Below are 21,589 nucleotides of genomic sequence, written 5' to 3'. Positions count from 1 at the left end.
TCACCTCCGGGTGCGGCCGGCACGCGGCGCGGCGAACCCGTGCCGGTGTGCCGCTCGGGCAGGTCGGCGACGGGCGCGTCGCTGGCGCGCGGGCCGACTCACCTCGACGGTACGGGCCGTTCTGGGCGGCCGGTGGCCGTTTCCGCTGGCCCGCCGCGGGGTGGGCCGCCGCGGAGGAGACCCGTCAGGCGGCGGTGACGGCGAGCCGCTCCGCGCGGCCGGCCGGCACCAGGGCCGTTGACCATCCGGTCAACGGGTCGTCCCGGCCGGGCCCCGCGACCGTGGCGTCGCCCTGCTCCGGGGTCGGCGCCTCGGCCGGTGGGGCGGGGGGAAGGCTCCGGGCGGCCCGCAGCCCCTCCTGGGCGTTGTTCCAGGCGGCGCACGGCCAGGCCGCGCCGGCGCAGCTCGGGCTGACGCACACCTGGTCGTCGTCGGGCTGGTGGGCGTCGGCGACCGCCGCGGACAGGCCCCACAGCAGCGGATCGGTCACCTCGGCCGGACGGTCGGCACGGTCTGTGCTGGTTTCGGACATGGTCAGGTCCCCCCTCTTCGAGCCGCCCCTCTGTTTCCAGAACGCCCGTACGCCAAACCTGGTCACGCCGATCTTTCTCCGCTCGCTCCCACGGGGGCCCGCGGCTTAGGCTGACCGACGTGGCGAGGTACTACGACCTGCATCCCGACAATCCCCAGCCCCGGGTGCTCCGGCAGGTGGTGGACCTCCTGCGCGCCGACGGCCTGATCGCCTATCCGACCGACTCCTGCTACGCGCTGGGGTGCCGGCTCGGCAACCGCGCCGGGGTCGAGCGGATCCGGGACATCCGCCGGCTCGACGAGCGGCACCCGTTCACCCTGGTGTGCCGCGACTTCGCCCAGCTGGGCCAGTTCGTCAAGCTCAGCAACGCGGTCTTCCGCCAGGTCAAGGCCGCCATCCCGGGCAGCTACACGTTCATCCTGCCGGCCACCCCCGAGGTGCCCCGGCGTCTCCAGGACCCGCGGCGGCGGGCCGTCGGTGTCCGCGTACCGAAGCACACGGTGACCCAGGCGCTGCTGGCCGAACTCGGCGAGCCGCTGCTGTCCAGCACCCTGCTCCTCCCCGGCGAGGAGGAGCCGCTGACCCAGGGGTGGGAGATCAAGGAACGGCTCGACCACCTGGTCGACGCCGTGGTCGACGCGGGGGACTGCGGCCTGGAGCCGACCACGGTGGTCGACCTGTCCGGGCCGGAACCGGAGATCCTGCGCCGCGGCGCCGGCGACCCGTCCCGCTTCGAGTAGCGATCGGCCGTTCCACCCCGCCGCGGCCCGACCGTGGGGCACCGTGGGATCCGGCGGACGGTGACGGGGGTACGGCGTGAGCGCACTCGTGCTGATCACGGTGCTCGGCGCCACCGTGCTCGTCGGCACCACCATCGGCGGCCGGTACAGCGTCGCGCCGCCCGTGCTGCTCATCGCCATGGGGGCGGGGCTCGGGCTGCTGCCGCCGTTCGACAACGTGATCCTCGAACCCGAGGTGGTGCTGCTGCTCTTCCTCCCGGCCATCCTCTACCGGGAGAGCCTGGTCGTCAGCCTCCGCGAGATCCGGGCCAACCTGCTGGTGATCTCCCTGCTCGCCGTGGCGCTGGTGATCCTCACGATGGTCGCCGTGGCGTACGTGGCGCAGGGGCTCGGCGTCGAGCCCGCCGCCGCCTGGGTGCTCGGCGCGGTGCTCGCGCCCACCGACGCCGCCGCCGTGGCCGGCCTGGCCAAGCGGATGCCGCGCGGCATCCTCACCACGTTGCGCGCGGAGAGCCTCGTCAACGACGGCACGGCGCTGGTCCTCTTCGCGGTGACCGTCGGGGTGATCGCCGGCGGGGCGGTGCCCAACGCGCTCGAGCTGAGTGGCCAGTTCGTCGGCAAGGCGCTCGGCGGGGTCCTCTCCGGCCTGCTGGTCGGTGGTGTGGTCGTCCTGATCCGCAAGCACGTGGACGACCCGATGCGCGAAGGCGGGCTGAGCATCCTCACCCCGTTCGTCGCCTTCCTGCTCGCCGACGCGGTGCACGCCAGTGGGGTGCTCGGGGTCGTGGTCGCCGGTCTGGTGCTCTCCTACGCGGGGCCGCGGGTGATCCGGGCCCGCTCCCGGATCACCGCGTACGCGTTCTGGGACCTCTCCACCTTCATGATCAACGGCAGCCTCTTCGTGCTGCTGGGCATGCAGGTGCCCCGATCGCTGCGCAGCATCACCAGCCACTCGCCGCTGGAGTCGTTCGGCATCGCGGTGGTGATCGTTCTGGTGGTGACCGCCACCCGCATGATCTGGGTGCACCTGTCGGTGGGCGGGTTGCAGGGCCTGGACCGCCGGGAGTCCCGCCGCGCCCGCCGCTTCGACGCCCGGGTCCGCACCGCCGCCGGCTGGGCCGGGTTCCGGGGCGCGGTCTCGCTCGCCGCCGCGCTGGCCGTGCCGGTCACCGCGCACGACGGATCCCCCGTGCACGAGCGCGACCTGATCATCTTCGTCACCGTGGTGGTGATCGTGCTGATCATGCTGGTGCAGGGCACCACCCTGCCGGCCGTGGTCAGCTGGGCCCGCCTCATGGGGGACCGGGAGCGGGAGGACGAGGTGCGCTGGGCCCGGATCCGGGCCACCGAGGCCGCCCTGGACGCGCTGCCCCAGGTCGCCGCCGAACTGGGCGCCGACACGGACACCGTCGACCGGCTCCGCGCCGACTACCAGGACCATCTGGCCGACGTCCGCTCCCCGCGCAGCGACCAGGCCGACGAGGAGCGGGAGATGACCCGGCGGCTGCGGCTCGGCGTGCTGGACCGCAAGCGGCAGGAGGTCACCCGGCTGCGCAACAGCAACCAGATCGACGACGCGGTGCTGCGGCAGCTCCAGGCGGCCATCGACATCGAGGAGATCCGGCTGCTCGGCCCCGAGCCGGAGGACTGAACGCCGGCCGCCGGAGGCGGCGGTGGCCCGGCGCGGCCGCACCCGCGCCGGGCCGGTCGGTCAGCCCGCGGTGCAGGTGGGGGCGCCGGAGGGGGCGGTGCCCGAACCCTGGAAACCGAACTCGGTGCTGCCGCCCGCGCCGACCTGGCCGTTGTAGGCGACGTTGCGGAAGGTCAGCGCGCCGCTGGTGCCGCTCGGCTGGGCGTTCCAGGTGTTGACCAGGCTCGCGCCGGCCGGCAGCGTCAGCCCGACCGCCCACCCGTTGAGCGGTGCGGCTCCGGCGGTGACCCGGACGGTGGTGACGAAGCCGCCCTGCCACTGGTCGGTGGTGAACGACGCGGTGCAGGCGTTGCCCGACGGCGGGGGCGTGGTCGGCGGGTTGGTGGTGGGCGGCGGGGTCGTCGGGGTGGTCGGCGGCGGGGTGGTGCCGCCGGCGTTCAGCGCGTCGAGCACCGCCGTGTACGCGGGCTTCTTGTTGCCGTTGCCGTCGAAGAGCAGCGGGGTGCCGCTGGCCCGCCAGGAGTCGGTGTCCCGGATGCCCCACACCGTGATGCCGGTGCAGCGGGACACGGCCAGGCAGTCCTTGACGACGTTGCCGTAGGTGGTGGCCTGGGTGGTGCCCGACCCCTCGATGTCCAGCTCGGTGATCTGCACGTCGACGCCGAGGGCGGCGAAGTTCTGCAGGGTGGTGCGGTAGTTGCCCGGGTACGGCGAGCCGCTGTTGAAGTGCGACTGGAGGCCGACGCAGTCGATCGGCACGCCACGTGCCTTGAAGTCCTTGACCATGTTGTACACGGCCTGCGTCTTTTCCCAGGTCCAGTTGTCGGTGTTGTAGTCGTTGTAGCAGAGCTTCGCCCCGGGGTCGGCGGCCCGGGCGGTCCGGAACGCCACCTCGATCCAGTCGTTGCCGGTGCGCTGGAGGTTGGAGTCGCGGCGGCCGCCGCCACTGTCGGCGAACGCCTCGTTCACCACGTCCCAGGCGTAGATCTTGCCCTTGTAGTGGGTGGCGACCTGGGTGATGTGGTTGACCATCGCCTGCCGCAGGGCGGTGCCGGACAGGTTCTGCGCCCACCCCGGCTGCTGCGAGTGCCAGGCCAGCGCGTGGCCGCGGACCCGCATGCCGTTGGCCTGCGCGTGACTGACGATCCGGTCGGCGTTGGTGTAGTTGAACTGGCCCTGGGACGGCTCGGTGGCGTCCCACTTCATCTCGTTCTCCGGTGTGACCATGTTGAACTCGCGGTTCAGGATGCCGACGTACGTGGCGTCCGACAGCTTGTTCGCGGCCACCGCGGTGCCGAAGTAGCGACCCTTCTCGGCCGCCGACGCCCCGAGCGTCGTGCCGGCGCTGGCGCCGGTCGCCGCCGCCACCGTGGCGGCTACGACCGCCACGCCGGCCATCATCGACAGCACCGCGGTACGCGGGCGCGACCGGGCCACCGCGCTCCCGCTGCCGCGGGCGAGCACCTTGTCCATCTGAAGCCTCTCCTAGCCGTTCGGTGTGGACGGTCGCCCCGACCACTGCCCGCCACGGTGGTCGGCTCGTGCGCGGCCGCCCGGAGGCCGCGCGGGGTGGGGAAGGTTCCCCGCCACCGTGAGTTGATCGAAGCGAATCTTTGGAGCGAGAGTACCGGAAGGCTTTCGAAAACTTAACTGCTTCGATTGGTGGGGCTTTTTGCCGGTAGGGCGGACCCACTTCCGCGCGAGGGGCCGAAACTTCCGGAGCCCGGCGGCGCCCGGGTGGGTGGGGCGGCCGGACCGGAGGGTTGAACCGGGGGCGGTCGGGGCGGATGCTGGACAGGCATCGATCCTCGACGATGGAGGAGGCATCCCGGATGCGCCGATCGCTCGCCGTCCTCGCCCTGACCGCCCTGCTCGCCAGCACCCCGTCCGCCGCCTGGGCCGGCACCGCCCCCGACCCCGCGCCCACCGGGCTCGCCGCGGTACGCACCGCGGGCACCGCGTGGGGATTCGATCCGGCCGGCGGCCGGATGACGCTCACCGTCGACGACACGGTCACCGGCGCCGAGCTGGCCGCGCTGCGGCGCACCGCGGCCCGGGCCGGCGCGGTGCTCCGCCACGAGCCCGGCCGGCTGCGTACCCTGATCGCGGGCGGCCAGGCGATCTACAGTGGCGGCGGCCGCTGCTCACTCGGCGCGAACGTGCGCAGCGGCAGCACCTACTACTTCGTCACGGCCGGGCACTGCACGAACCTGGCCGGCACCTGGTACGCCGACAGCGCCCGCACCACGGTGCTCGGCAGCCGGACCGGGACCAGCTTCCCCGGCAACGACTACGGCGTGGTCCGCTACACCGGCACGGTCGCCCACCCCAGCGCGGTGTACACCTATCCGGGGCAGGTCACCATCAACGGCGCCGGCAACGCGTACGTCGGCCAGGCGGTCTGCCGCAGCGGCGCCACCACCGGCGTGCGGTGCGGCCTCGTCACCGGCCTGAACCAGACGGTCAACTACGCCGAGGGTTCGGTGAGCGGGCTGATCCGCACCAACATCTGCGCGGAACCGGGGGACAGCGGCGGCCCGCTCTACGTGGCCTCCACCGGCACGGTGATCGGGATCCTCTCCGGCGGCAGCGGCAACTGCACCTCCGGGGGCACCAGCTACTACCAGCCGATCACCGAGATCCTCGCCGCGTACGGCCTCACCATTCCGTGACCGCGCCGGGCGGGGGTGCCGAGACACCCCCGCCCGGCCCGTCCGCTCAGCCGGCGCAGTTGTTGTTCCGCACCGGCTGGGTGAGCTTCTCCTGCGTGCCGAACTTCGCATACACCCGCAGGTAGCACGGCAGGTCGACGTCGCCGTAGTAGTTGCCGACCTGGTTGTCGTAGTGCGTGGTGCCGCTCTCGGTGACCTGCCAGCTGCCGCTGTCGCCCGACTGGATCTCCCAGTAGACGTCGCCGGAGCAGCCCTCCAGGCCGCGGGCCCAGGCGATCAGGTTGGCCCCGTTGTAGATCTCGGACTGCACCAGGGTGCAGGACGCCGCCTGCGCCGGTGCGGCGCCGACGAACAGTCCCGCCGTCAGCAACGCCCCCGCACCGACCGCCGACATGAGCTTGCGCATGGTCCGACCCCTCCAAGGTGGATAGTGGATCACTTCCTCGGAGCCTAGCCGGTGCCGCAAACAACCTTCAATATGATGCGCCTCGATCGGTGGAAATTTTCAGACCTTGAGCACCACCTTCAGGCAGTCGTCCTGCTTGTTCTTGAAGATGTCGTAGCCGTGGGGAGCATCGTCCAGTTGCATCGTGTGGGTGATGATGAAGCTCGGGTCGATCTCACCCTTGTGGATGCGCTCCAGCAGCGGGCGCATGTAGCGCTGCACGTGGGCCTGCCCGGAGCGCAGGGTCAGCGACCGGTTCATGAACGATCCCATGGGGAACTTGTCGATGAACCCGCCGTACGCCCCGATCGCCGAGACGGTGCCGCCGTTGCGGCAGGCCAGGATCGCCTCGCGCAGCGCGTGCGGCCGGTCGGTCTCCGCCTTCACCGCCTGCTTGGCCCGGTCGTACGCGTGCAGCGCCGCCGAGGGGTGGTGCCCCTCCATGCCGACTGCGTCGATGCAGACGTCCGGCCCGCGGCCGGCGGTCATCTCGCGCAGCGTGTCCAGGACGTCGGTCTCCTCGTAGTTGATCGTCTCCGCGCCGGCCCGGTCCCGGGCGATCCGTAGCCGGTACGGGAACCGGTCGATGACGATCACCTGCTCGGCGCCGAGCAGGAAGGCGCTCACCGCGGCGAACTGGCCGACCGGGCCCGCGCCCCAGATCGCCACCACGTCACCGGGCTTCACCTCGCCCATCTCGGCGGCCATGTAACCGGTGGGCAGCACGTCGGACAGGAACAGCACCTGCTCGTCCGGGAGGCCGTCCTCGATCTTGAGCGCGCCGACGTCGGCGTACGGCACGCGGACGTACTCGGCCTGCCCGCCCGCGTACCCGCCCATGAGGTGCGAGTAGCCGAAGATGCCGGCGGGGGTGTGGCCCATGGCGGTCTCCGCGATGGCCGCGTTCGGGTTCGAGTTCTCGCAGACGGAGTAGAGGCCGCGCTGGCACGAGGCGCAGTCCCCGCAGGCGATGGGGAAGCCGACGACCACCCGGTCGCCGACGCGCAGCCCGTCCCGCGCCCCGGAGCCCAGCTCGACGATCTCGCCCATGAACTCGTGGCCCAGCACGTCGCCGCGCTTCATGGCCGGGATGAACCCGTCGAGCAGATGCAGGTCGGATCCGCAGATCGCCGCAGAGGTGACCTTCACGACCGCGTCGCGCGGGTTGAGGATCTTCGGATCCGGTACCTCCTCGACGGCCACCCGGTTCGGTGCCATCCAGCAGTTGGCCTTCACGGTGCCTCCTCACGCGGTCCGGTGGGCCGCCAGCGGGCGGGCCGGACGCTGCTTCGCCTGGGTCTGGATGCTCGTGCCGTCGGGTGTCCCGTCCGACCGGGTCAGCTCGCCGGTCTCGATGACCTGTTTGAACCGCCGCAGGTCGTCGCAGATCTGCTGCTGCGGGTTCTCGCCGAACGCCCGGGCGACCAGCGTGCCCGCCCGGCGGCCGGGCACCGCGTACTCCAGTTCCACCCGCACCTCGGTGCCGTTGCCGCCGGCCGCCGGGGTGAACCGGACGGTGCCGCAGTTGGGCACCCGGGAGCCGTCGACGGAGCGCCAGCGGATGAGTCGGTCCCGGCGTTCCTCGACGATCTCGGCCTCCCACTCCACGCTCACGCCGGCCGGCCCCTTCGCCGACCAGCGGGAGCGCCGCGGGCCGGTGCTGCGCACCGACCGGAGGTGGTACATGAACCGCGGCAGGTTCTCGAGGTCATGCCAGAAGCGGTACGCCTCCTCGGGGGTGCGGTTGACCGTCACGGCGCCGTGCGCGAAGCCCTCCGGGCGGATCCGCCGGTTGCGGGTGGCGCGCACCGAGGCGTACAGGTCGAGGGCGGTGATCCCGCCCAGGGCGGCGAGCGTGAGGCCGAGCCGCCGGCGCCGGTCGCCGCACCGGTTCCGGTACGCCCGGCCGGTCGCGGCGAGGTCCAGCACGTCACCCGCCACCCGGGTCCAGGGCCCCAGCCCGGCCCGGCGCGGCACCAGCAGCACCGCGGCATGACCGATCTCCCGGATGCCGGCGGCCCGCAGCACCGTCCGGGCCGTCCGGGAGTCGTCCACGCCGGCGGCCCGGGCCACCCGGGATCCCGCCGCGAGCGCCGTCACGCCCAGGCCGAGGCTGAACCAGCCCAGGAAGCGCGCGAGTCCCTCCGACCCCTGGTCCCCGGTCGCCCGCTGGAGCCCGAGATTGTCGGTCACCGAGCGGACCCCCATGGTCGTCTCTCGTGTCATACGTCGTCTCCCCATGTCCAGAAGGTGCCGGCGCCCGGTCGAGAGGCAGGCCGGGTGCCGACAGGCCGGTCTGCCTTTCCCGCTGATCCCGGCCGCACACCCGGCCGGTGGGCCGGAGTGTGGAACCGCCGTCGCCGGGAACCCGGCGGCGGCACGGGGCCCGCGCGGGGCGACACGGGGGAGGGGCATGGGACGGTGACCGCCACCACGGACGCCACCGCCGAGCAGTCGTTCTCGGCCTGGTCGCCGCTGCGCACCGCGGTCTACCGCAACCTGTGGCTCGCCCTGCTGGCGGCGAACATCGGCACCTGGATGCAGACCGTCGGCGCGCAGTGGCTGCTGGTGCACCAGGCCAACGCCTCCACGCTGGTCGCCCTGGTGCAGACCGCCAGCCTGCTGCCGATGCTGCTGCTCGCGCTGCCGTCGGGCGCGCTCGCCGACACCTTCGACCGCCGGCACCTGCTGATCTCCGTGCAGCTGTTCCTGGTGGCGGTGGCCGTGGCGCTGACGCTGCTCACGGCGGCGGGGCACATGCCGCCGGCGCTGCTGCTCACCCTCACCTTCGCCTTCGGCGTCGGGCAGGCGCTGACCCTGCCGGCCTGGGCCTCGATCATCCCCGAGCTGGTGCCCCGCGACCAGCTCCGGGCCGCCTCCGCGCTCGGGGCGATCAGCGTCAACGCGGCCCGTGCCGTCGGGCCGGCCGCCGCCGGTGTGCTGATCGCCCGGGTGGGCGTGGCCCCGGTCTTCGGACTCAACGCGGTGGCCTACCTGATCTTCGCGCTGGCGCTGTTCCGGTGGCGCTCCGGGGGCGCCCGGGCCGTCGAGGTGCCCGAGCGGTTCACGGCCGCGCTGCGCGCCGGCGGCCGCTACGTGCGGCACTCGCCGACGGTGCGCCGGCTGCTGCGCCGGGCGCTGGTGTTCATCATCCCCGCCAGTGCCCTGTGGGCGCTGCTGCCGCTGGTGGCGAGCCGCCGGCTCGGCCTGGGTTCCGGCGGGTACGGCCTGCTGCTGGCCGCCCTGGGGGTGGGCGCCATCCTGGGCGGGCTGCTGCTGTCGTGGACCCGCACCGCGCTGAAGCCCAACCAGTTCCTGCTGCTGGCCGGGGCGGTGTACGGGGTGACGCTGATCCTGGTGGGCACGGTCCGGAGCGTGCCGGTCGTGCTGGTCGCCCTGCTGCCGGCCGGGCTGGCCTGGGTGACCGTGCTCTCCAACGTCAACGCCGAGATCCAGCTCTTCCTGCCCGGCTGGGTACGCGCCCGCGGCCTGGCCGTGTACCAGGTGGTCCAGGGCGGCGGGCAGGCCGTCGGGGCGCTGCTCTGGGGCGTGGTGGCCGACCTCGCCGGGCTGGTCGCCGCCTTCGGCGTGGCGGCCGCCCTCATGCTGATCGGTGCGGTGACGTCGCAGATCTGGCCGCTGCCCGACCTGCGCGGACTGACCCGCGACCCGACCGCCTACCGGCCGCCCCTGTCCCTCGCGCTCCAACCGGACCCGCGGGTCGGGCCGGTGCTGGTGACGGTCACCTACACGGTCCGGCCCGAACGGGAGGCGGAGTTCCTCGGCGCGATGGACCACGTCCGCGGGTCGCGGCAGCGCACCGGGGCGATGCGCTGGGGGCTCTTCCGGACCGGCGAGACGCCCGACCAGTTCAGCGAGGTCTACCTGGTGCCCTCCTGGGACGAGCACCTGCGCCAGCACGGCGGCCGGTTGACCGAGGCGGACCGGGAGGCGGAGAACCGGGCGCGGGAGCTGTCCGACGGCGCGCCGGTGGTGCGCCACCTGCTGCCGGCGGCCGTCGGCCGGGCGGAGGCGGCCGGCGAGCAGGTGTGCTGACGGGCCGTCCCGGTGTCAGTCGCCCTCGGGCACGGCCATCTCGCCGAGCCGCGACCAGTCCTGCTGCGGCACGGTCGTGTTGACGATGCGGGGCGTCTCGGCCAGGTGCGGCGGCAGGGTGCGCTGCGCCTCGCGGAAGTGCGCGGACTGCACGTGCGCCGCGCCGGCCTCGCCGTCGCGGAACGCCTCGACCAGCACGTACTCCGTCGGGTCGTCCAGGCTGCGGGACCAGTCGAACCAGAGGCAGCCCGGCTCGGCCCGGGTGGCCTCCGTGAACTCGGCGGCGATCTGCGGCCAGCGGTCGGCGTCCTCGGGCCGGACCCGGAATTTCGCGGTAATGAAGATCATGCGCTTCAGGCTACCCAGGCCGGCGGCCGCTCGCCCCCGTCGCCGCTCAGCCCCCCTTCGTGACCGGGGTGAGCAGCTCCGACGCGCGGCGGTCGGCGAACGCGGTGACCGCCTGCTGCCCGGCGCCGAAGACGATGGCCACGCCCAGCAGGGCGGCCGTGCTGTTCACCGTTGTCTCCACCAGGCCGCCGATCACCAGCATGATCCCGACGACCGCGACGAGCGGGCCGATCGCCAGCTTCAGCAGGCCCTGCTGGAAGGGCAGCTTGTAGGGCAGGCCGCCGGAACGTGAGGTGATCATCGAGGGCAGGGCGCTGATGAACGCCCCGAGCGCGCCGGCGATGAGCACGAAGACGAGCAGCCGCCAGGCCGGCACACCGGCCGCGTCGGTCGGCGGCTTGAGCAGCTGCACGTCGCGGCTGCGCCACTGCACCACCACCATCAGCGCCTCCGCGACCAGCGCGAAGACCGACAGCCCCAGCATCCGGTTACGCAGCCGGCGCACCGACTCGTGGAACTCGTCCGACGCCGAGTGGTAGCGCAGGAGCAGGGCCTGCACCTTGGCCTGGAACCGCTCCGGTGCCGCGACGTCGGCCGAGGCGTCGAAGTCGGTCAGCACCTTGTCGTCGGCCTTCAGGAACTGCGCGGCCGCGCCCTGGTACGCCGGCAGCAGGCCGAGCAGCTCCGCGGGTGTCCGTAGCTCCACCATGGCCCGTTCCACCGCGTGGATGGTCTGCCAGGCGTACTCCAGGTTGCCGCCGCGCAGCCACGCGACCACGCCGCTGCGGCCCAGCACGGCCTCGGCCCCGGACAGTTGGGCGCGCAGCGCGGCGACCCGGGAGGCGGATGCGGGGTCGCGCGCCGCCAGGCCACTCAGCTGCTGGTACAGGTCGTCGAGCTTGGTGCGTACCCGCACCTGCCACACGGCGGTGGGCACCATGGACCCGCCGCCCCCGCCGAGCGCCGCCGGTAGCGGCGGCGGTGGCGGGGTCTGCGGTGTGCTTCCGGGCTGGGTCTCCTCGTCGATCATGGTGCCTGCCCCCCAACCGGCGCAGCGCGACCGCTGGCCTGTGGTGTCCAGTATTCGCAGGTCAGGAGCGATCTGGCCACGGCGGATCGGGCAGTTGACAGTTCCCGTACCGGGGCGGTGCGCAACCTGACGGTCCACGGTGGTCGGCCGCTGGGCGGCCGTCCGGTGCCGGGCCGGGGGACACCGGTAGGGCGTACCGGTGAGTAGCCTGGGCCGGTGACCGTCTACGCCCTCGCGCAGATCACCGTCCACGACCGGCGGCGCTACGACCGCTACGTCGCCGCCTTCCTGCCCGTCCTGGCCCGGCACGGCGGGCGGCTGCTCGCCGCCGACGCGTCCCCGCGGGTGGTCGAGGGGAGTTGGCCGCACGAGAAGGTCGTGCTGATGTCCTTCGAGAACCGCGAGGACTTCGAGCGGTGGTCCACCTCGCCGGAATACCGCGAGATCTCGCGGGACCGGGAGGCGGCCACCGAGGGCGTCGTCCTCCTGCTCGACGGGATCGGCCACGCCTGGCCGGCCTGACCGTTACAGCCGGTGCCGCACCCAGACGTTCGGCTCGACGTAGGCGGCGTGGTCGTGCGCGACATCGGCCAGCACCGGGGCCAGCGCGCCCGGCACGTGCACCGGTCCGCTGGCGTCGAACGGCAGCCCGGTCCACCGGCGCCAGTCGGCGAGGGTCCCGGTGACCGCCATCGATCGGGGCGCGACCCGCTCGATCACCCCGCCGGCCCGCACGTGCACCCGCAGCCACGGGTCGACCGGCAGGCCGTCGGGGCGCACCCGGGCCGCGTACTCGCTCATCGGCACGTCGGGGACGGCGGCCTTGCCGTTGGGGCGCACCGGCGCGACAAGGGTGTCGAAGCCCTGCCGGGCGACCGCGTCGCGCATCGCCGCGAGCATGAGCCCGGACACGCCGCCGCCGCGCCGGTCCGGCCGCACGCAGATCTCCAGCGCGGAGACGAGGTTCGGGGTGGCGCCGGAGAGCCGGTTGACCGCGGCCCGCTGGATCATCCGGTCCCAGCCGCCGTCGGGCAGTTCGTCCTCCGTCCACCGCAGCGGCACGGCGTACGCCCGGGCGACGGCGCGGCCGGGATCGGCCGGGTCGACGGCGGCGAAGACGAACTCCGGGTAGAGGTCGTGGGCGACGCTGTAGTAGACCGAGCCCATCGGGTCCCAGAGCATGAACTGCGGCCAGGCGCCGTCGAAGCCGGTGTCGAGCAGGGGTGCCAGGTCGGGGCGCTCCGCCAGGCTCACGATGTCCAGGGTCACGCCGGGCAGGGTAGGGCGGCGGCCGCCCGGACCGCACGTTCTTTTCCGCTCCGGCGGCGGCCGGTGCCCCCGGGCACCGGCCGCCGCCGGAGCGGGTGCGGCCGTCACGGTCAGGTGCCGAAGACCTCCACCTCGTAGAGCCGGGCGGCCGCGTCGGTGGTCTGGGTGGGGGTGAGCACCTTGACCAGCACGTACCTGCCGTCGGCGGACACCGGATGGCTGGTCACCCCGGCCGTGTTGCCGCGCACCTGCGCGACGGTCGTCCACGCCGACCCGTCCGGGGAGACCTGGAGGTCGAAGTCCCGCGTGTTCCAGGCGGGATCCTCGCCACCGGCGGCGGCGTGGTAAACGGTGATCGACTGGAGGTGGTGGGCGGCGCCCAGGTCGATGCGTAGGGACTTCGTGCCGCCGGTCGCGCACCACTTGTCGGAGTTGCCGCCGGTGGTGCTGCCGTTGACGGCCTTCTCGGGCCCCTCCGTGCTCGCGCACTGGGAGTCGGCGGTGGCGGGCCGGTTCAACGCGAGGTTCGTCGCGCCGGCGGTGCCGTACACCTCGAACTCGTCGATCCGGGCGGCGCTGTTGCCGTTGTTGGTGGGCGTGGTGATGCTGAGTCGCACGTACCGGGCCGTCGTGGCCGGGACGGGGTGGTAGGTGCGGCTCGCGCGGTTGCCGGAGACGGTGGCCCGGGTCGTCCACGTGCTGCCGTCGGTGCTGGTCTCGATGGTGAAGGCGCCGGTGTTCCAGCCGGTGTTCTCCCCGCCCAGCCCGGCGTGCTTGACCACGAAGGACCCCACGGTCCGGTTCGCGCCGAGGTCCACCTGGAGGACCTTCGTGCCGGCGGCGAGCGAGCACCACTTGCTGGCGCTGCCGAGGCGTCCGTCGAACGCCCTCTCCGGCCCCTCCGCGGCGTTGCACGGGGCGGAGCCGGTGGCGGGCCGGCCGGCGGCCAGGTTGGCGCCCAGTTCCGGTGCGGCGGGCGGCGGGGTGGCCCCGTCGGTGAACGACGGCGGCACGTCGGCGGGGTCGGTGCCCCACGCCGAGGGCGTGCCGCCCATCGTGTACGACAGGGTGGCGCCGCCCGCGAGGTCGCCGTACCGCAGCCAGGTGCGCCGGCTGGCCGCTCCGTTGACGGCGACGCTCTGCACGTACTGGTTGCCCTGGCCCGCGTTGGCGGCGCTGATCTGCACGTCGCCGGCCGGCCGGTCGACGAGGACCGACGGGAAGAGCGGGCCGTGCAGGGCGAGGGTGTCCGCGCCCGGCGTGGGCGGGTACATGCCGAGGGCCGACCAGACGTACCAGGCGGAGGTGGCGCCGAGGTCGTCGTTGCCGGGCAGGCCGCCGGGGCCGGTGGTGAACGACTCGTTCATGATCCGCCGGACCGCGGCGCTGGTGCCGGCCGGCGCCGCGGCGAAGTGGTACGCCCACGGCACCCCGTGCTCCGGCTCGTTGCCGATGTAGAAGTACGGCTGCGACTGCCCGCCGTTGGTCTGGGTGAAGTGGTGGTCGAGGCGTTGGACGGCGGTCTGCCGCCCGCCCATGAGGTCGATCAGGGCGCCGAGGTCGTAGGGGACCATCCAGGTGTACTGCGAGGCGTTGCCCTCGACGTAGTTCGACTGGCTGGCCGGGTCGAGCGGCCAGGGCCAGGTGCCGTCGGCGTTGCGGGGGTGGATGTAGCCCGACTCGGTGTTGAACGTGTTGCGCCACCACTGCGCCCGCGCCATGTGGGTGTCGTACGTGGCGGTGTCGCCGAGGGCCCGGGCGAACTGGGCGACCGCGAAGTCGCTGGCGGAGTACTCCAGCGAGTCGGACGGGTCGCCGTCGATGTAGTGACGCTGGACGTAGCCGCTCTGCCGGCCGCGGATCGGGCTGCCCTGGGTGGTGCCGCCGGCGGAGCTCTTCTTCATGAGGGCCAGTGCCGCCGCGGTGTCGAAGCCGCGTACACCGAACTGGTACATGCTGTCGACGATGATCGGGCCGGGGTCGCCGGTCATGACGAAGGCCTCGTTGGTGTTGTGCGACCACTTCGGCAGCAGGCCGCCCTGCTGGCCGTCGAGCACCATGGACCGGGCGATGTCGGTCGCCTCGGTGGGGGCGAGGAAGGCGATCAGCGCTGCCCAGGACCGGTAGATGTCCCAGCCGGAGTAGTTCTGGTAGACCGGGTGGCCGGCGGTGTGGACGGCGTTGTCGAAGCCGCGGTACTGCCCGTCGACGTCGCTGGCCAGGTTGGGGTTGATGAACACGCGGTACAGCGCGGTGTAGAACTTCTGGAGGTCGGCGGTGGTGCCGCCGGTGACCTGCACGCGGTTGAGCATCGCGTTCCACTGCGCGTCGGCGTCGGCGCGGACGGTGTCGAAGGCGAAGCCGGACTGCTCGGCGGCGAGGTTGGCCTGCGCGCCGGCCGCGCTCACGAAGGAGATGCCGACCTTGACCTGCACCACGGGGTTGGCCGAGGTGTCGAAGGTCAGGTACCCGCCGGAGTTGGTGCCGCTGGCGCTCGTGGAGCCGGCGGTGACGGTGCCGCCGAGCCAGGTGCCGACGCCGCTCGGGGCGCGGTCGAACTCCATCCGGTAGAAGATCTGGTAGGTCTTGCTGTTGCCGCAGAAGCCGCCACCCGTGACGCTGCCGGTCACGGTGGAGCCGCTGATCTGGATCGAGCCGGCGCGGCTGCCGGTGGCGCTGCGACTGGTGTTGACGAGCACCCGCGCGGTGCTGGTCGCGGGATAGGTCAGCCGCAGGATGGCGCTGCGCCGCGTGGCCGACGCCTCGACGCGGGTGTTGCCGTAGTTGCTGAGCACCGCCTGGTAGAAGCCGGGCCGGGCCTGTTCCTGTGCCTTGTCCTGAGTGGCGCGGTAGGCGGTCCACGAGGTTCCCGGCGAGGCGCCGAGCGCGCCGGTGACGGGCAGGATCCCGAGGTCCTCGTTGTTGGGGCAGCCCGCGCCGTTGAAGTGGGTGAGGCTGAACTCCTCGATCTGGGTGTCGCTGAAGCGGTAGCCGGACGGTGAGGCGGTGGGGGTGTCCGGGCTCAGCTTCACCATGCCGAAGGGCTGCACGGGGCCGGGGACGGTGCTGCCGCCGGCGCCGCCGCCGACGGGGTTCGGCGCGTTGCTGTCGTCGGTGCCGATGAACGGGTTCACGTACGGGGTGAGGCTGAGCGGCGCCGCGGCGGCCGGCGCGGCCACCGCGACGAGTACGGACGCTCCGGTGACGGCGGTGGCCACCAGGGTGAGCAGACGGGACGGGCCTGATCGGAGCATGAGGCGATCCTCCTTCGAGGCGCGGAGGACACGTCGTGACATCGTTGTCATCGACAGGTGTCACCGTCTTGTGTAGAGCGCGCAGAGGTGTGTGTCAATGGGTGACGGTCCTGCCCCGACCGGTCGGCCCACCGCGACCGCGCCACGGAATTCGCCCGCCGCCCGCCAGGGCGGCGCGGCGTGCTAGGAGCCGGCCGTCGGGGCCGGCGGCCGTTCGCCCGAGCCACGGGCCAGCAGCCGGGTCGGGATGACCACCTGCCGGGCCGGTCCGCGGTGACCGTCGATGCGGTCGAGCAGCAGTCCCGCCGCCCGCCGGCCCATGTCCTCGGGGTCGTGCGCCACGACGCTCACGCCCAGGACGTCGCCGACGTCCACCTCGTCGAAGCCGACCAGCGCGGGCGGCGCCGGGTGCCCCCGCAGGGCCAGCAGGGCCCCCAGGGTGATCCGGTTGTTCAGGGTGAACAGGGCGGTCGGGGGAGGGGTACGGGCCAGCAGGCCGAGCACGGCCCGTTCGGCGGCCGCGACGTCGTGCGCGTTCTCCACGAGGTAGTCCGCCCAGTTGGCCACGCCGGCCGCGCGCATGGCGGCGGCGAAGCCGTCCAGCCGGTCACGGTGCGTGCTGAGCCGGGACAGGTCCCCGACCACGCCGATACGCCGGTGACCGGCCGCGGTCAGGTGGGCGCCGGCCTGCCGGGCGCCGTGGTGGTTGTCCAGCAGGACGGTGTCGGCCGCCAGCTCGACCGGCGGCCGGTCCACGAACACGAACGGGATGCCGTGCCGGTGTTCGGCCGCGAAGTGGGCGTGCGCGGTCGCGGTGGAGGCGATCACCAGCCCCCGGACCCGCCGCTCCAGCAGGGCGTCGGCGAGCCGCCGCTCCCACTCCGGATCCTCGTCGGTGCTCGCGGTGATCAACTGGAGGCCCCGCATGCGCAGGTCGCGCTCCAGGCCACCGGCCAGCCGCGAGTAGAACGGGTTCGCCAGGTCCCCGATGAGCAGGCCGACCAGCGTGGAGGTGCTCGCGCCGCGGCGCAGCTCCCGGGCCACACCGTTCAGCCGGTAGCCGAGTTGGTCGGCGGCGTCGCGCACCCGCGACCGGGTCTCCGGGGCCACCCGGGGCTCGCCACCGAGGGCCCGGGAGGCGGTCTTGACCGACACGCCGGACAGCGCCGCGACCTGGGCCAGGCTCGGTCGACCAGCCTTCCGGTCAGCGGTCATGGCGGGAATTATGACACCCGGGTGTCGGGGGATCGCCGGCTCGGCCGCCGGTCGGCGGCACCGCCGTCACCTGGCCGGCCCGGGTCACCAGGCCGTTTCGAAAACTGCGGTATACGATGCGGCGTCAACGTTGTCATGGGTTGGTCGCTAGCACCCTCGCCGCGCCTGCGGGCAGGCCGAGGGGGCGTCGCGAAGGTCACTGAGCGTGGCGGTCGATATTACCGACTTGTTACGCAAAAGAGCGACCTGGGCACTTGCGGAAGCGCCCCCGACGAGATTTCCTTGCCCACGACAACGAAAAGTGAGCGAAGGTCATAACCCGCGGAGGCGGCCATGACGTTGGCAAGGTGGTGGGAGCGATGAGCGATCTGCCCGTCCTCCTGGAGATGCGCTCCATCACCAAGGAGTTCCCCGGCGTCAAGGCCCTGGCCGACGTCAACCTGGTGGTCCGGGCCGGCGAGATCCACGCCATCGTCGGCGAGAACGGCGCCGGCAAGTCGACCCTGATGAAAGTGCTCAGCGGCGTCTACCCGTACGGCAGCTACGACGGCCAGATCATCTACCAGGGCGCCGAGACCCGCTTCTCCGACATCCGGGCGAGCGAGAACGCCGGGATCGTGATCATCCACCAGGAGCTCGCGCTCATCCCGGGCATGTCGATCGCCGAGAACATCTTCCTCGGCAACGAGCCTCGCAAGCGGGGCGCGATCGACTGGAAGGCCGCGAACCGGATGGCGCTGGACCTGATGGCCCGGGTCGGCCTCCGGGAGGACCCGGACACCCTGGTCAAGGACATCGGCGTCGGCAAGCAGCAGCTCGTGGAGATCGCCAAGGCGTTCGCCAAGGACGTCAAGCTGCTCATCCTGGACGAGCCGACGGCCGCGCTCAACGAGGCCGACTCGCAGCACCTGCTGGACCTGCTGCGCGGTTTCCGCTCGCGGGGCATCACCTCGATCATGATCTCGCACAAGCTCAACGAGATCGAGGCCATCGCCGACCAGATCACCATCCTGCGCGACGGCCGGACCGTCGAGACGCTGAACGTCAAGGCGGACGGCGTCGACGAGGACCGGATCGTGCGGGGCATGGTCGGTCGCGAGCTGAGCAGCCGCTTCCCGGACCACACCCCGAAGATCGGCGAGGTCTTCTTCGAGGTGCGCAACTGGAACGTCCGGCACCCGATCTCCGCCGAGCGGCAGGTCTGCAAGAACGAGAGCTTCACGGTGCGGCGCGGCGAGATCGTCGGCTTCGCCGGCCTGATGGGCGCCGGTCGCACCGAGCTGGCCATGAGCGTCTTCGGCCGCTCCTACGGCGTGTACGAGTCGGGCACGATCATCAAGGACGGCGAGGAGATCGTCCTGAAGTCGGTGGCGGACGCGATCGCCCACGGGCTCGCGTACGTCAGCGAGGACCGCAAGGCGATCGGCCTGAACCTGCTCGACGACATCAAGACCTCCACGGTCGCCGCCAAGCTGTCGAAGATCTCGCACCACGGCGTCCTGGACGAGGTCGAGGAGTACAAGGCGGCCGAGTCCTACCGGCGGGAGCTGCGCACCAAGGCGCCGACGGTCGACGAGGGCGTCTCCAAGCTCTCCGGCGGCAACCAGCAGAAGGTCGTCCTGGCGAAGTGGATGTTCACGGACCCGGACCTCCTGATCCTCGACGAGCCGACCCGCGGCATCGACGTGGGCGCCAAGTACGAGATCTACGGCATCATCCAGCGGCTCGCCGACCAGGGGAAGGGCGTCGTCGTCATCTCCTCGGAGCTGCCCGAGCTGATCGGGCTCTGCGACCGCATCTACACCGTGTTCGAAGGCGCCATCACCGGTGAGATCGCCCGGCAGGACGCGGACCCGGAAACCCTCATGAAGCAGATGACCTCGACGAAGAAGATGCAGACACGATGAGCCGAATCAAGGACCTGCAGAAGAACCTCTTCGGAGGGACCACGTCCAACGCCCGCCAGTTCGGGATGATCTTCACCCTGGTGGCGATCGTCGTCCTGTTCCAGATCCTCACGGACGGCCTGACCCTGCGATCGGACAACCTGATCGCGCTGTTCAACCAGAACTCGTACATCCTCATCCTGGCCATCGGCATGCTCATGGTGATCGTCGCCGGGCACATCGACCTCTCGGTGGGCTCGATCGCCGCGTTCACCGGCATCCTGGTGGCCAAGTCGATGGCGGAGTGGTCGCTGCCGTGGCCGGTCGCCATCCTGTTCGGCCTGGTGATCGGCGCGATCATCGGCGCCTGGCAGGGCTTCTGGGTCGCCTACATCGGGGTGCCGGCGTTCATCGTCACCCTGGCCGGCATGCTGCTCTTCCGGGGCGGCAACCAGTTCATCGGCAACGCGAACACGATCGCCGTGCCGGAGGGCTTCCGGGTGATCGGCTCGGGCTTCCTGCCCGAGGTCGGCCCGGACACCGGCTACAACAACCTGACGCTGCTGCTCGGCCTCGCCGCGTGCGTGGCCGTGGTGTGGCGGGAGTTCCAGGCCCGCAAGACCCGCCGCGAGATGGACGCCGAGCCGGCCCCGATGTGGATCTCGGTGCTCCGGATGGCCGTCATGGTCGGCGTGATCGTCTTCGCGTCGCTGCGGTTCGCCAGCGGCCGGGTGGGCACGAGCTTCCCGGTCTCCGGCATCATCCTGGTGGCGCTGGTGCTGGCGTACTCCTTCTACACCCGGAACACCGCGGGCGGCCGGCACATCTACGCCGTCGGTGGCAACTCCCGGGCCGCGGAGCTCTCCGGTGTGAAGCTCAAGCGGGTCAACTTCTTCGTCATGATGAACATGGCCGTCCTGGCCTCCCTGGCCGGCATGATCTTCGTGGCCCGTTCGGCGGCCTCCGGCCCGCAGGACGGCAACGGCTGGGAACTGGACGCCATCGCGGCAGTCTTCATCGGCGGCGCGGCCGTCTCCGGCGGCATCGGCACCATCAGCGGCTCAATCGTCGGCGGTCTGGTCATGGCCGTGCTGAACAACGGCCTCCAGCTGCTCGGCGTGGGCACCGACCGGGTCCAGATCATCAAGGGCCTGGTGCTGCTGCTGGCCGTCGCGCTCGACGTCTACAACAAGAAGCAGGGCAAGTTCTCCGTCATCGGCAGCCTCACCCGCTCGTTCCGCCGCGACACGCCCACCCCGCCCACGGCACCTCCCGACGCGGAACGGGAAACCGCCCGCACGGCCGTGCCGAGCTGACGTTCCACCCCGCCTCACACCCCGTATCACCTCTCCAGAAGGGCACCATCCAGCCATGCGCAAACTCATCGGCAAGTCGGTGGCCATCGGCGCCATCGCGGCGCTGGCCCTGACCGCCACCGCCTGCGGCTCCGGCCGCGACGGCGACACCGGCGGCGCCAAGGGCGGCGACACCAAGGGCTTCGCGGCCGACTCCCTGATCGGTGTCGCCCTGCCGTCGAAGACCTCGGAGAACTGGGTCCTCGCCGGCGACCTGTTCACCAACGGCCTCAAGGAGGCCGGCTTCAAGAGCGACGTGCAGTACGCCGGCGCGTCGACCACCGTCGCCGACCAGCAGGCCCAGATCACCGCCATGGTGACCAAGGGCGCGAAGGTCATCGTCATCGGTGCGACCGACGCCGCGCAGCTGTCGACCCAGGTCGCCGCGGCGCACGCCGCCGGCGCGAAGGTCATCGCGTACGACCGCCTCATCACCAACACCCCGGACCTCGACTACTACGTCGCGTTCGACAACTTCAAGGTCGGCCAGCTCCAGGGCCAGGCCCTGCTGGACGGCATGAAGGCCAAGAAGCCGAACGGCCCGTACAACATCGAGCTGTTCTCCGGCTCGCCGGACGACAACAACGCCGGTGTGTTCTTCAACGGCGCCATGGACGTGCTCAAGCCGGAGATCGACAAGGGCAACGTCGTCGTCGCCTCGAAGCAGACCGACGTGAAGCAGACCGCCATCCAGGGCTGGAAGGCCGAGGGTGCGCAGGCCCGCATGGACCAGCTGCTGACCTCGACCTACGGCAACAAGGAGCTGGACGGCGTCCTCTCCCCGAACGACACCCTGGCCCGCGCGATCATCACCTCGATCAAGGGCGCCGGCAAGAAGATCCCGGTCGTCACCGGTCAGGACTCCGAGGTCGAGTCGGTCAAGTCGATCATGGCTGGCGAGCAGTACATGACGATCAACAAGGACACCCGGAACCTGGTCAAGCAGACCATCGCCATGGTGAAGGCCCTGCAGGCCGGTAACACCCCCGAGGTGAACGACACCAAGTCGTACAACAACGGCGTCAAGGTCGTGGACACCTACCTCCTGCCGCCGGTGGCCGTCACCAAGGCCAACGCGGCCGAGGCGTACGCCAACGACCCGAAGCTGGCCCCGCTCACCAAGTAATCCCCGCGCA

General features: G+C 72.0%; 18 protein-coding genes. 8 read left to right on the top strand and 10 right to left on the bottom strand.

The annotated features are described in order from the left end of the window. Positions 1-184: 184 nt before the first annotated feature. The gene (locus ABZW14_RS14000; protein ID WP_355345011.1) at positions 185-532 is read right to left on the bottom strand and encodes a hypothetical protein; all 348 of its coding nucleotides are present in this window, start codon (positions 530-532) and stop codon (positions 185-187) included. Between the two features lie 119 nt (positions 533-651). On the opposite strand from ABZW14_RS14000, the gene ABZW14_RS13995 reads away from it, so the two are divergent. Further along, a complete protein-coding gene (locus ABZW14_RS13995; protein WP_355345008.1) occupies positions 652-1,272 on the top strand; it encodes an L-threonylcarbamoyladenylate synthase in 621 nt (206 codons plus the stop codon). 76 nt (positions 1,273-1,348) lie between these two features. Then, positions 1,349-2,923 (top strand): Na+/H+ antiporter, encoded by a 1,575-nt coding sequence (locus ABZW14_RS13990; protein WP_355345005.1) that lies wholly within the window; start codon positions 1,349-1,351, stop codon positions 2,921-2,923. Between the two features lie 60 nt (positions 2,924-2,983). Here ABZW14_RS13990 and ABZW14_RS13985 read toward each other — a convergent pair whose 3' ends face one another. Next, positions 2,984-4,396, bottom strand: coding sequence for an endo-1,4-beta-xylanase (locus ABZW14_RS13985; protein ID WP_355345002.1), 1,413 nt, complete (start codon positions 4,394-4,396; stop codon positions 2,984-2,986). Positions 4,397-4,755: 359 nt separating this feature from the next. On the opposite strand from ABZW14_RS13985, the gene ABZW14_RS13980 reads away from it, so the two are divergent. Continuing rightward, positions 4,756-5,595, top strand: a complete 840-nt coding sequence (locus ABZW14_RS13980; RefSeq protein WP_355344999.1) for a S1 family peptidase — start codon at positions 4,756-4,758, stop codon at positions 5,593-5,595. Positions 5,596-5,641: 46 nt separating this feature from the next. Here the strand turns inward: ABZW14_RS13980 and ABZW14_RS13975 are convergent, their stop codons facing one another. The 3 genes from ABZW14_RS13975 to ABZW14_RS13965 all read right to left on the bottom strand — a co-directional run bounded on the left by ABZW14_RS13975 (position 5,642) and on the right by ABZW14_RS13965 (position 8,266). Continuing rightward, complete coding sequence (locus ABZW14_RS13975) at positions 5,642-6,001, bottom strand: hypothetical protein (protein WP_355344996.1); 360 nt, start codon at positions 5,999-6,001, stop codon at positions 5,642-5,644. Positions 6,002-6,100: 99 nt separating this feature from the next. Next, positions 6,101-7,276, bottom strand: coding sequence for a zinc-dependent alcohol dehydrogenase (locus ABZW14_RS13970; RefSeq protein WP_355344993.1), 1,176 nt, complete (start codon positions 7,274-7,276; stop codon positions 6,101-6,103). Positions 7,277-7,285: 9 nt separating this feature from the next. Beyond that, complete coding sequence (locus ABZW14_RS13965; protein WP_355344990.1) at positions 7,286-8,266, bottom strand: SRPBCC family protein; 981 nt, start codon at positions 8,264-8,266, stop codon at positions 7,286-7,288. A 195-nt stretch (positions 8,267-8,461) separates the two neighbouring features. Here ABZW14_RS13965 and ABZW14_RS13960 point away from each other — a divergent pair, with 195 nt between their 5' ends. After that, complete coding sequence (locus tag ABZW14_RS13960; RefSeq protein ID WP_355344987.1) at positions 8,462-10,096, top strand: MFS transporter; 1,635 nt, start codon at positions 8,462-8,464, stop codon at positions 10,094-10,096. A 15-nt stretch (positions 10,097-10,111) separates the two neighbouring features. Here ABZW14_RS13960 and ABZW14_RS13955 read toward each other — a convergent pair whose 3' ends face one another. Both ABZW14_RS13955 and ABZW14_RS13950 read right to left on the bottom strand, forming a co-directional pair. Next, entirely contained in the window at positions 10,112-10,444 is a 333-nt protein-coding gene (locus ABZW14_RS13955; protein ID WP_355344984.1) for a putative quinol monooxygenase, read from the bottom strand. Positions 10,445-10,490: 46 nt separating this feature from the next. After that, complete coding sequence (locus tag ABZW14_RS13950) at positions 10,491-11,474, bottom strand: hypothetical protein (RefSeq protein WP_355344981.1); 984 nt, start codon at positions 11,472-11,474, stop codon at positions 10,491-10,493. Between the two features lie 216 nt (positions 11,475-11,690). On the opposite strand from ABZW14_RS13950, the gene ABZW14_RS13945 reads away from it, so the two are divergent. Further along, positions 11,691-11,996 (top strand): DUF1330 domain-containing protein, encoded by a 306-nt coding sequence (locus ABZW14_RS13945; RefSeq protein ID WP_355344978.1) that lies wholly within the window; start codon positions 11,691-11,693, stop codon positions 11,994-11,996. Between the two features lie 3 nt (positions 11,997-11,999). On the opposite strand, the gene ABZW14_RS13940 is transcribed toward ABZW14_RS13945, so the two are convergent. The 3 genes from ABZW14_RS13940 to ABZW14_RS13930 all read right to left on the bottom strand — a co-directional run bounded on the left by ABZW14_RS13940 (position 12,000) and on the right by ABZW14_RS13930 (position 17,212). Then, positions 12,000-12,743, bottom strand: coding sequence for an N-acetyltransferase (locus ABZW14_RS13940; RefSeq protein ID WP_355344975.1), 744 nt, complete (start codon positions 12,741-12,743; stop codon positions 12,000-12,002). Positions 12,744-12,853: 110 nt separating this feature from the next. Next, positions 12,854-15,997, bottom strand: a complete 3,144-nt coding sequence (locus ABZW14_RS13935; protein ID WP_355344972.1) for a GH92 family glycosyl hydrolase — start codon at positions 15,995-15,997, stop codon at positions 12,854-12,856. Between the two features lie 183 nt (positions 15,998-16,180). After that, positions 16,181-17,212, bottom strand: a complete 1,032-nt coding sequence (locus ABZW14_RS13930) for a LacI family DNA-binding transcriptional regulator (RefSeq protein ID WP_355344969.1) — start codon at positions 17,210-17,212, stop codon at positions 16,181-16,183. A 359-nt stretch (positions 17,213-17,571) separates the two neighbouring features. On the opposite strand from ABZW14_RS13930, the gene mmsA reads away from it, so the two are divergent. From mmsA to ABZW14_RS13915, 3 genes are read left to right on the top strand one after another with little or no spacing between them, the layout of a single operon-like run. Further along, positions 17,572-19,119, top strand: coding sequence for a multiple monosaccharide ABC transporter ATP-binding protein (gene mmsA / locus ABZW14_RS13925; protein ID WP_355344966.1), 1,548 nt, complete (start codon positions 17,572-17,574; stop codon positions 19,117-19,119). After that, positions 19,116-20,414 carry a multiple monosaccharide ABC transporter permease gene (gene mmsB, locus ABZW14_RS13920; RefSeq protein WP_355344963.1) on the top strand — a complete coding sequence of 433 codons (1,299 nt, stop codon included), beginning with the start codon at positions 19,116-19,118 and terminating at the stop codon, positions 20,412-20,414. The genes mmsA and mmsB overlap by 4 nt, the downstream gene beginning before the upstream one ends. 55 nt (positions 20,415-20,469) lie before the next feature. Next, a complete protein-coding gene (locus ABZW14_RS13915; RefSeq protein ID WP_355344960.1) occupies positions 20,470-21,579 on the top strand; it encodes a sugar-binding protein in 1,110 nt (369 codons plus the stop codon). The last annotated feature ends 10 nt before the right edge of the window (positions 21,580-21,589 follow it).

Source organism: Micromonospora sp. NPDC004551 (assembly GCF_040609975.1).
Taxonomy (GTDB): Bacteria; Actinomycetota; Actinomycetes; order Mycobacteriales; family Micromonosporaceae; genus Micromonospora.
Note: the sequence above shows the minus strand (reverse complement) of the source record. Positions and strands in the feature narration are given on the sequence as shown.

What these genes read in the sequence shown, in the direction of transcription:
- ABZW14_RS13950 (WP_355344981.1), bottom strand. Translation starts at nt 11,474, where the DNA reads ATGATCGACGAGGAGACCCAGCCCGGAAGCACACCGCAGACCCCGCCA.
- mmsB (WP_355344963.1), top strand. Translation starts at nt 19,116, where the DNA reads ATGAGCCGAATCAAGGACCTGCAGAAGAACCTCTTCGGAGGGACCACG.
- ABZW14_RS13935 (WP_355344972.1), bottom strand. Translation starts at nt 15,997, where the DNA reads ATGCTCCGATCAGGCCCGTCCCGTCTGCTCACCCTGGTGGCCACCGCC.
- ABZW14_RS13975 (WP_355344996.1), bottom strand. Translation starts at nt 6,001, where the DNA reads ATGCGCAAGCTCATGTCGGCGGTCGGTGCGGGGGCGTTGCTGACGGCG.
- ABZW14_RS13985 (WP_355345002.1), bottom strand. Translation starts at nt 4,396, where the DNA reads ATGGACAAGGTGCTCGCCCGCGGCAGCGGGAGCGCGGTGGCCCGGTCG.
- ABZW14_RS13915 (WP_355344960.1), top strand. Translation starts at nt 20,470, where the DNA reads ATGCGCAAACTCATCGGCAAGTCGGTGGCCATCGGCGCCATCGCGGCG.
- ABZW14_RS13980 (WP_355344999.1), top strand. Translation starts at nt 4,756, where the DNA reads ATGCGCCGATCGCTCGCCGTCCTCGCCCTGACCGCCCTGCTCGCCAGC.
- ABZW14_RS13955 (WP_355344984.1), bottom strand. Translation starts at nt 10,444, where the DNA reads ATGATCTTCATTACCGCGAAATTCCGGGTCCGGCCCGAGGACGCCGAC.
- ABZW14_RS13965 (WP_355344990.1), bottom strand. Translation starts at nt 8,266, where the DNA reads ATGACACGAGAGACGACCATGGGGGTCCGCTCGGTGACCGACAATCTC.
- ABZW14_RS13930 (WP_355344969.1), bottom strand. Translation starts at nt 17,212, where the DNA reads ATGACCGCTGACCGGAAGGCTGGTCGACCGAGCCTGGCCCAGGTCGCG.
- mmsA (WP_355344966.1), top strand. Translation starts at nt 17,572, where the DNA reads ATGAGCGATCTGCCCGTCCTCCTGGAGATGCGCTCCATCACCAAGGAG.
- ABZW14_RS14000 (WP_355345011.1), bottom strand. Translation starts at nt 532, where the DNA reads ATGTCCGAAACCAGCACAGACCGTGCCGACCGTCCGGCCGAGGTGACC.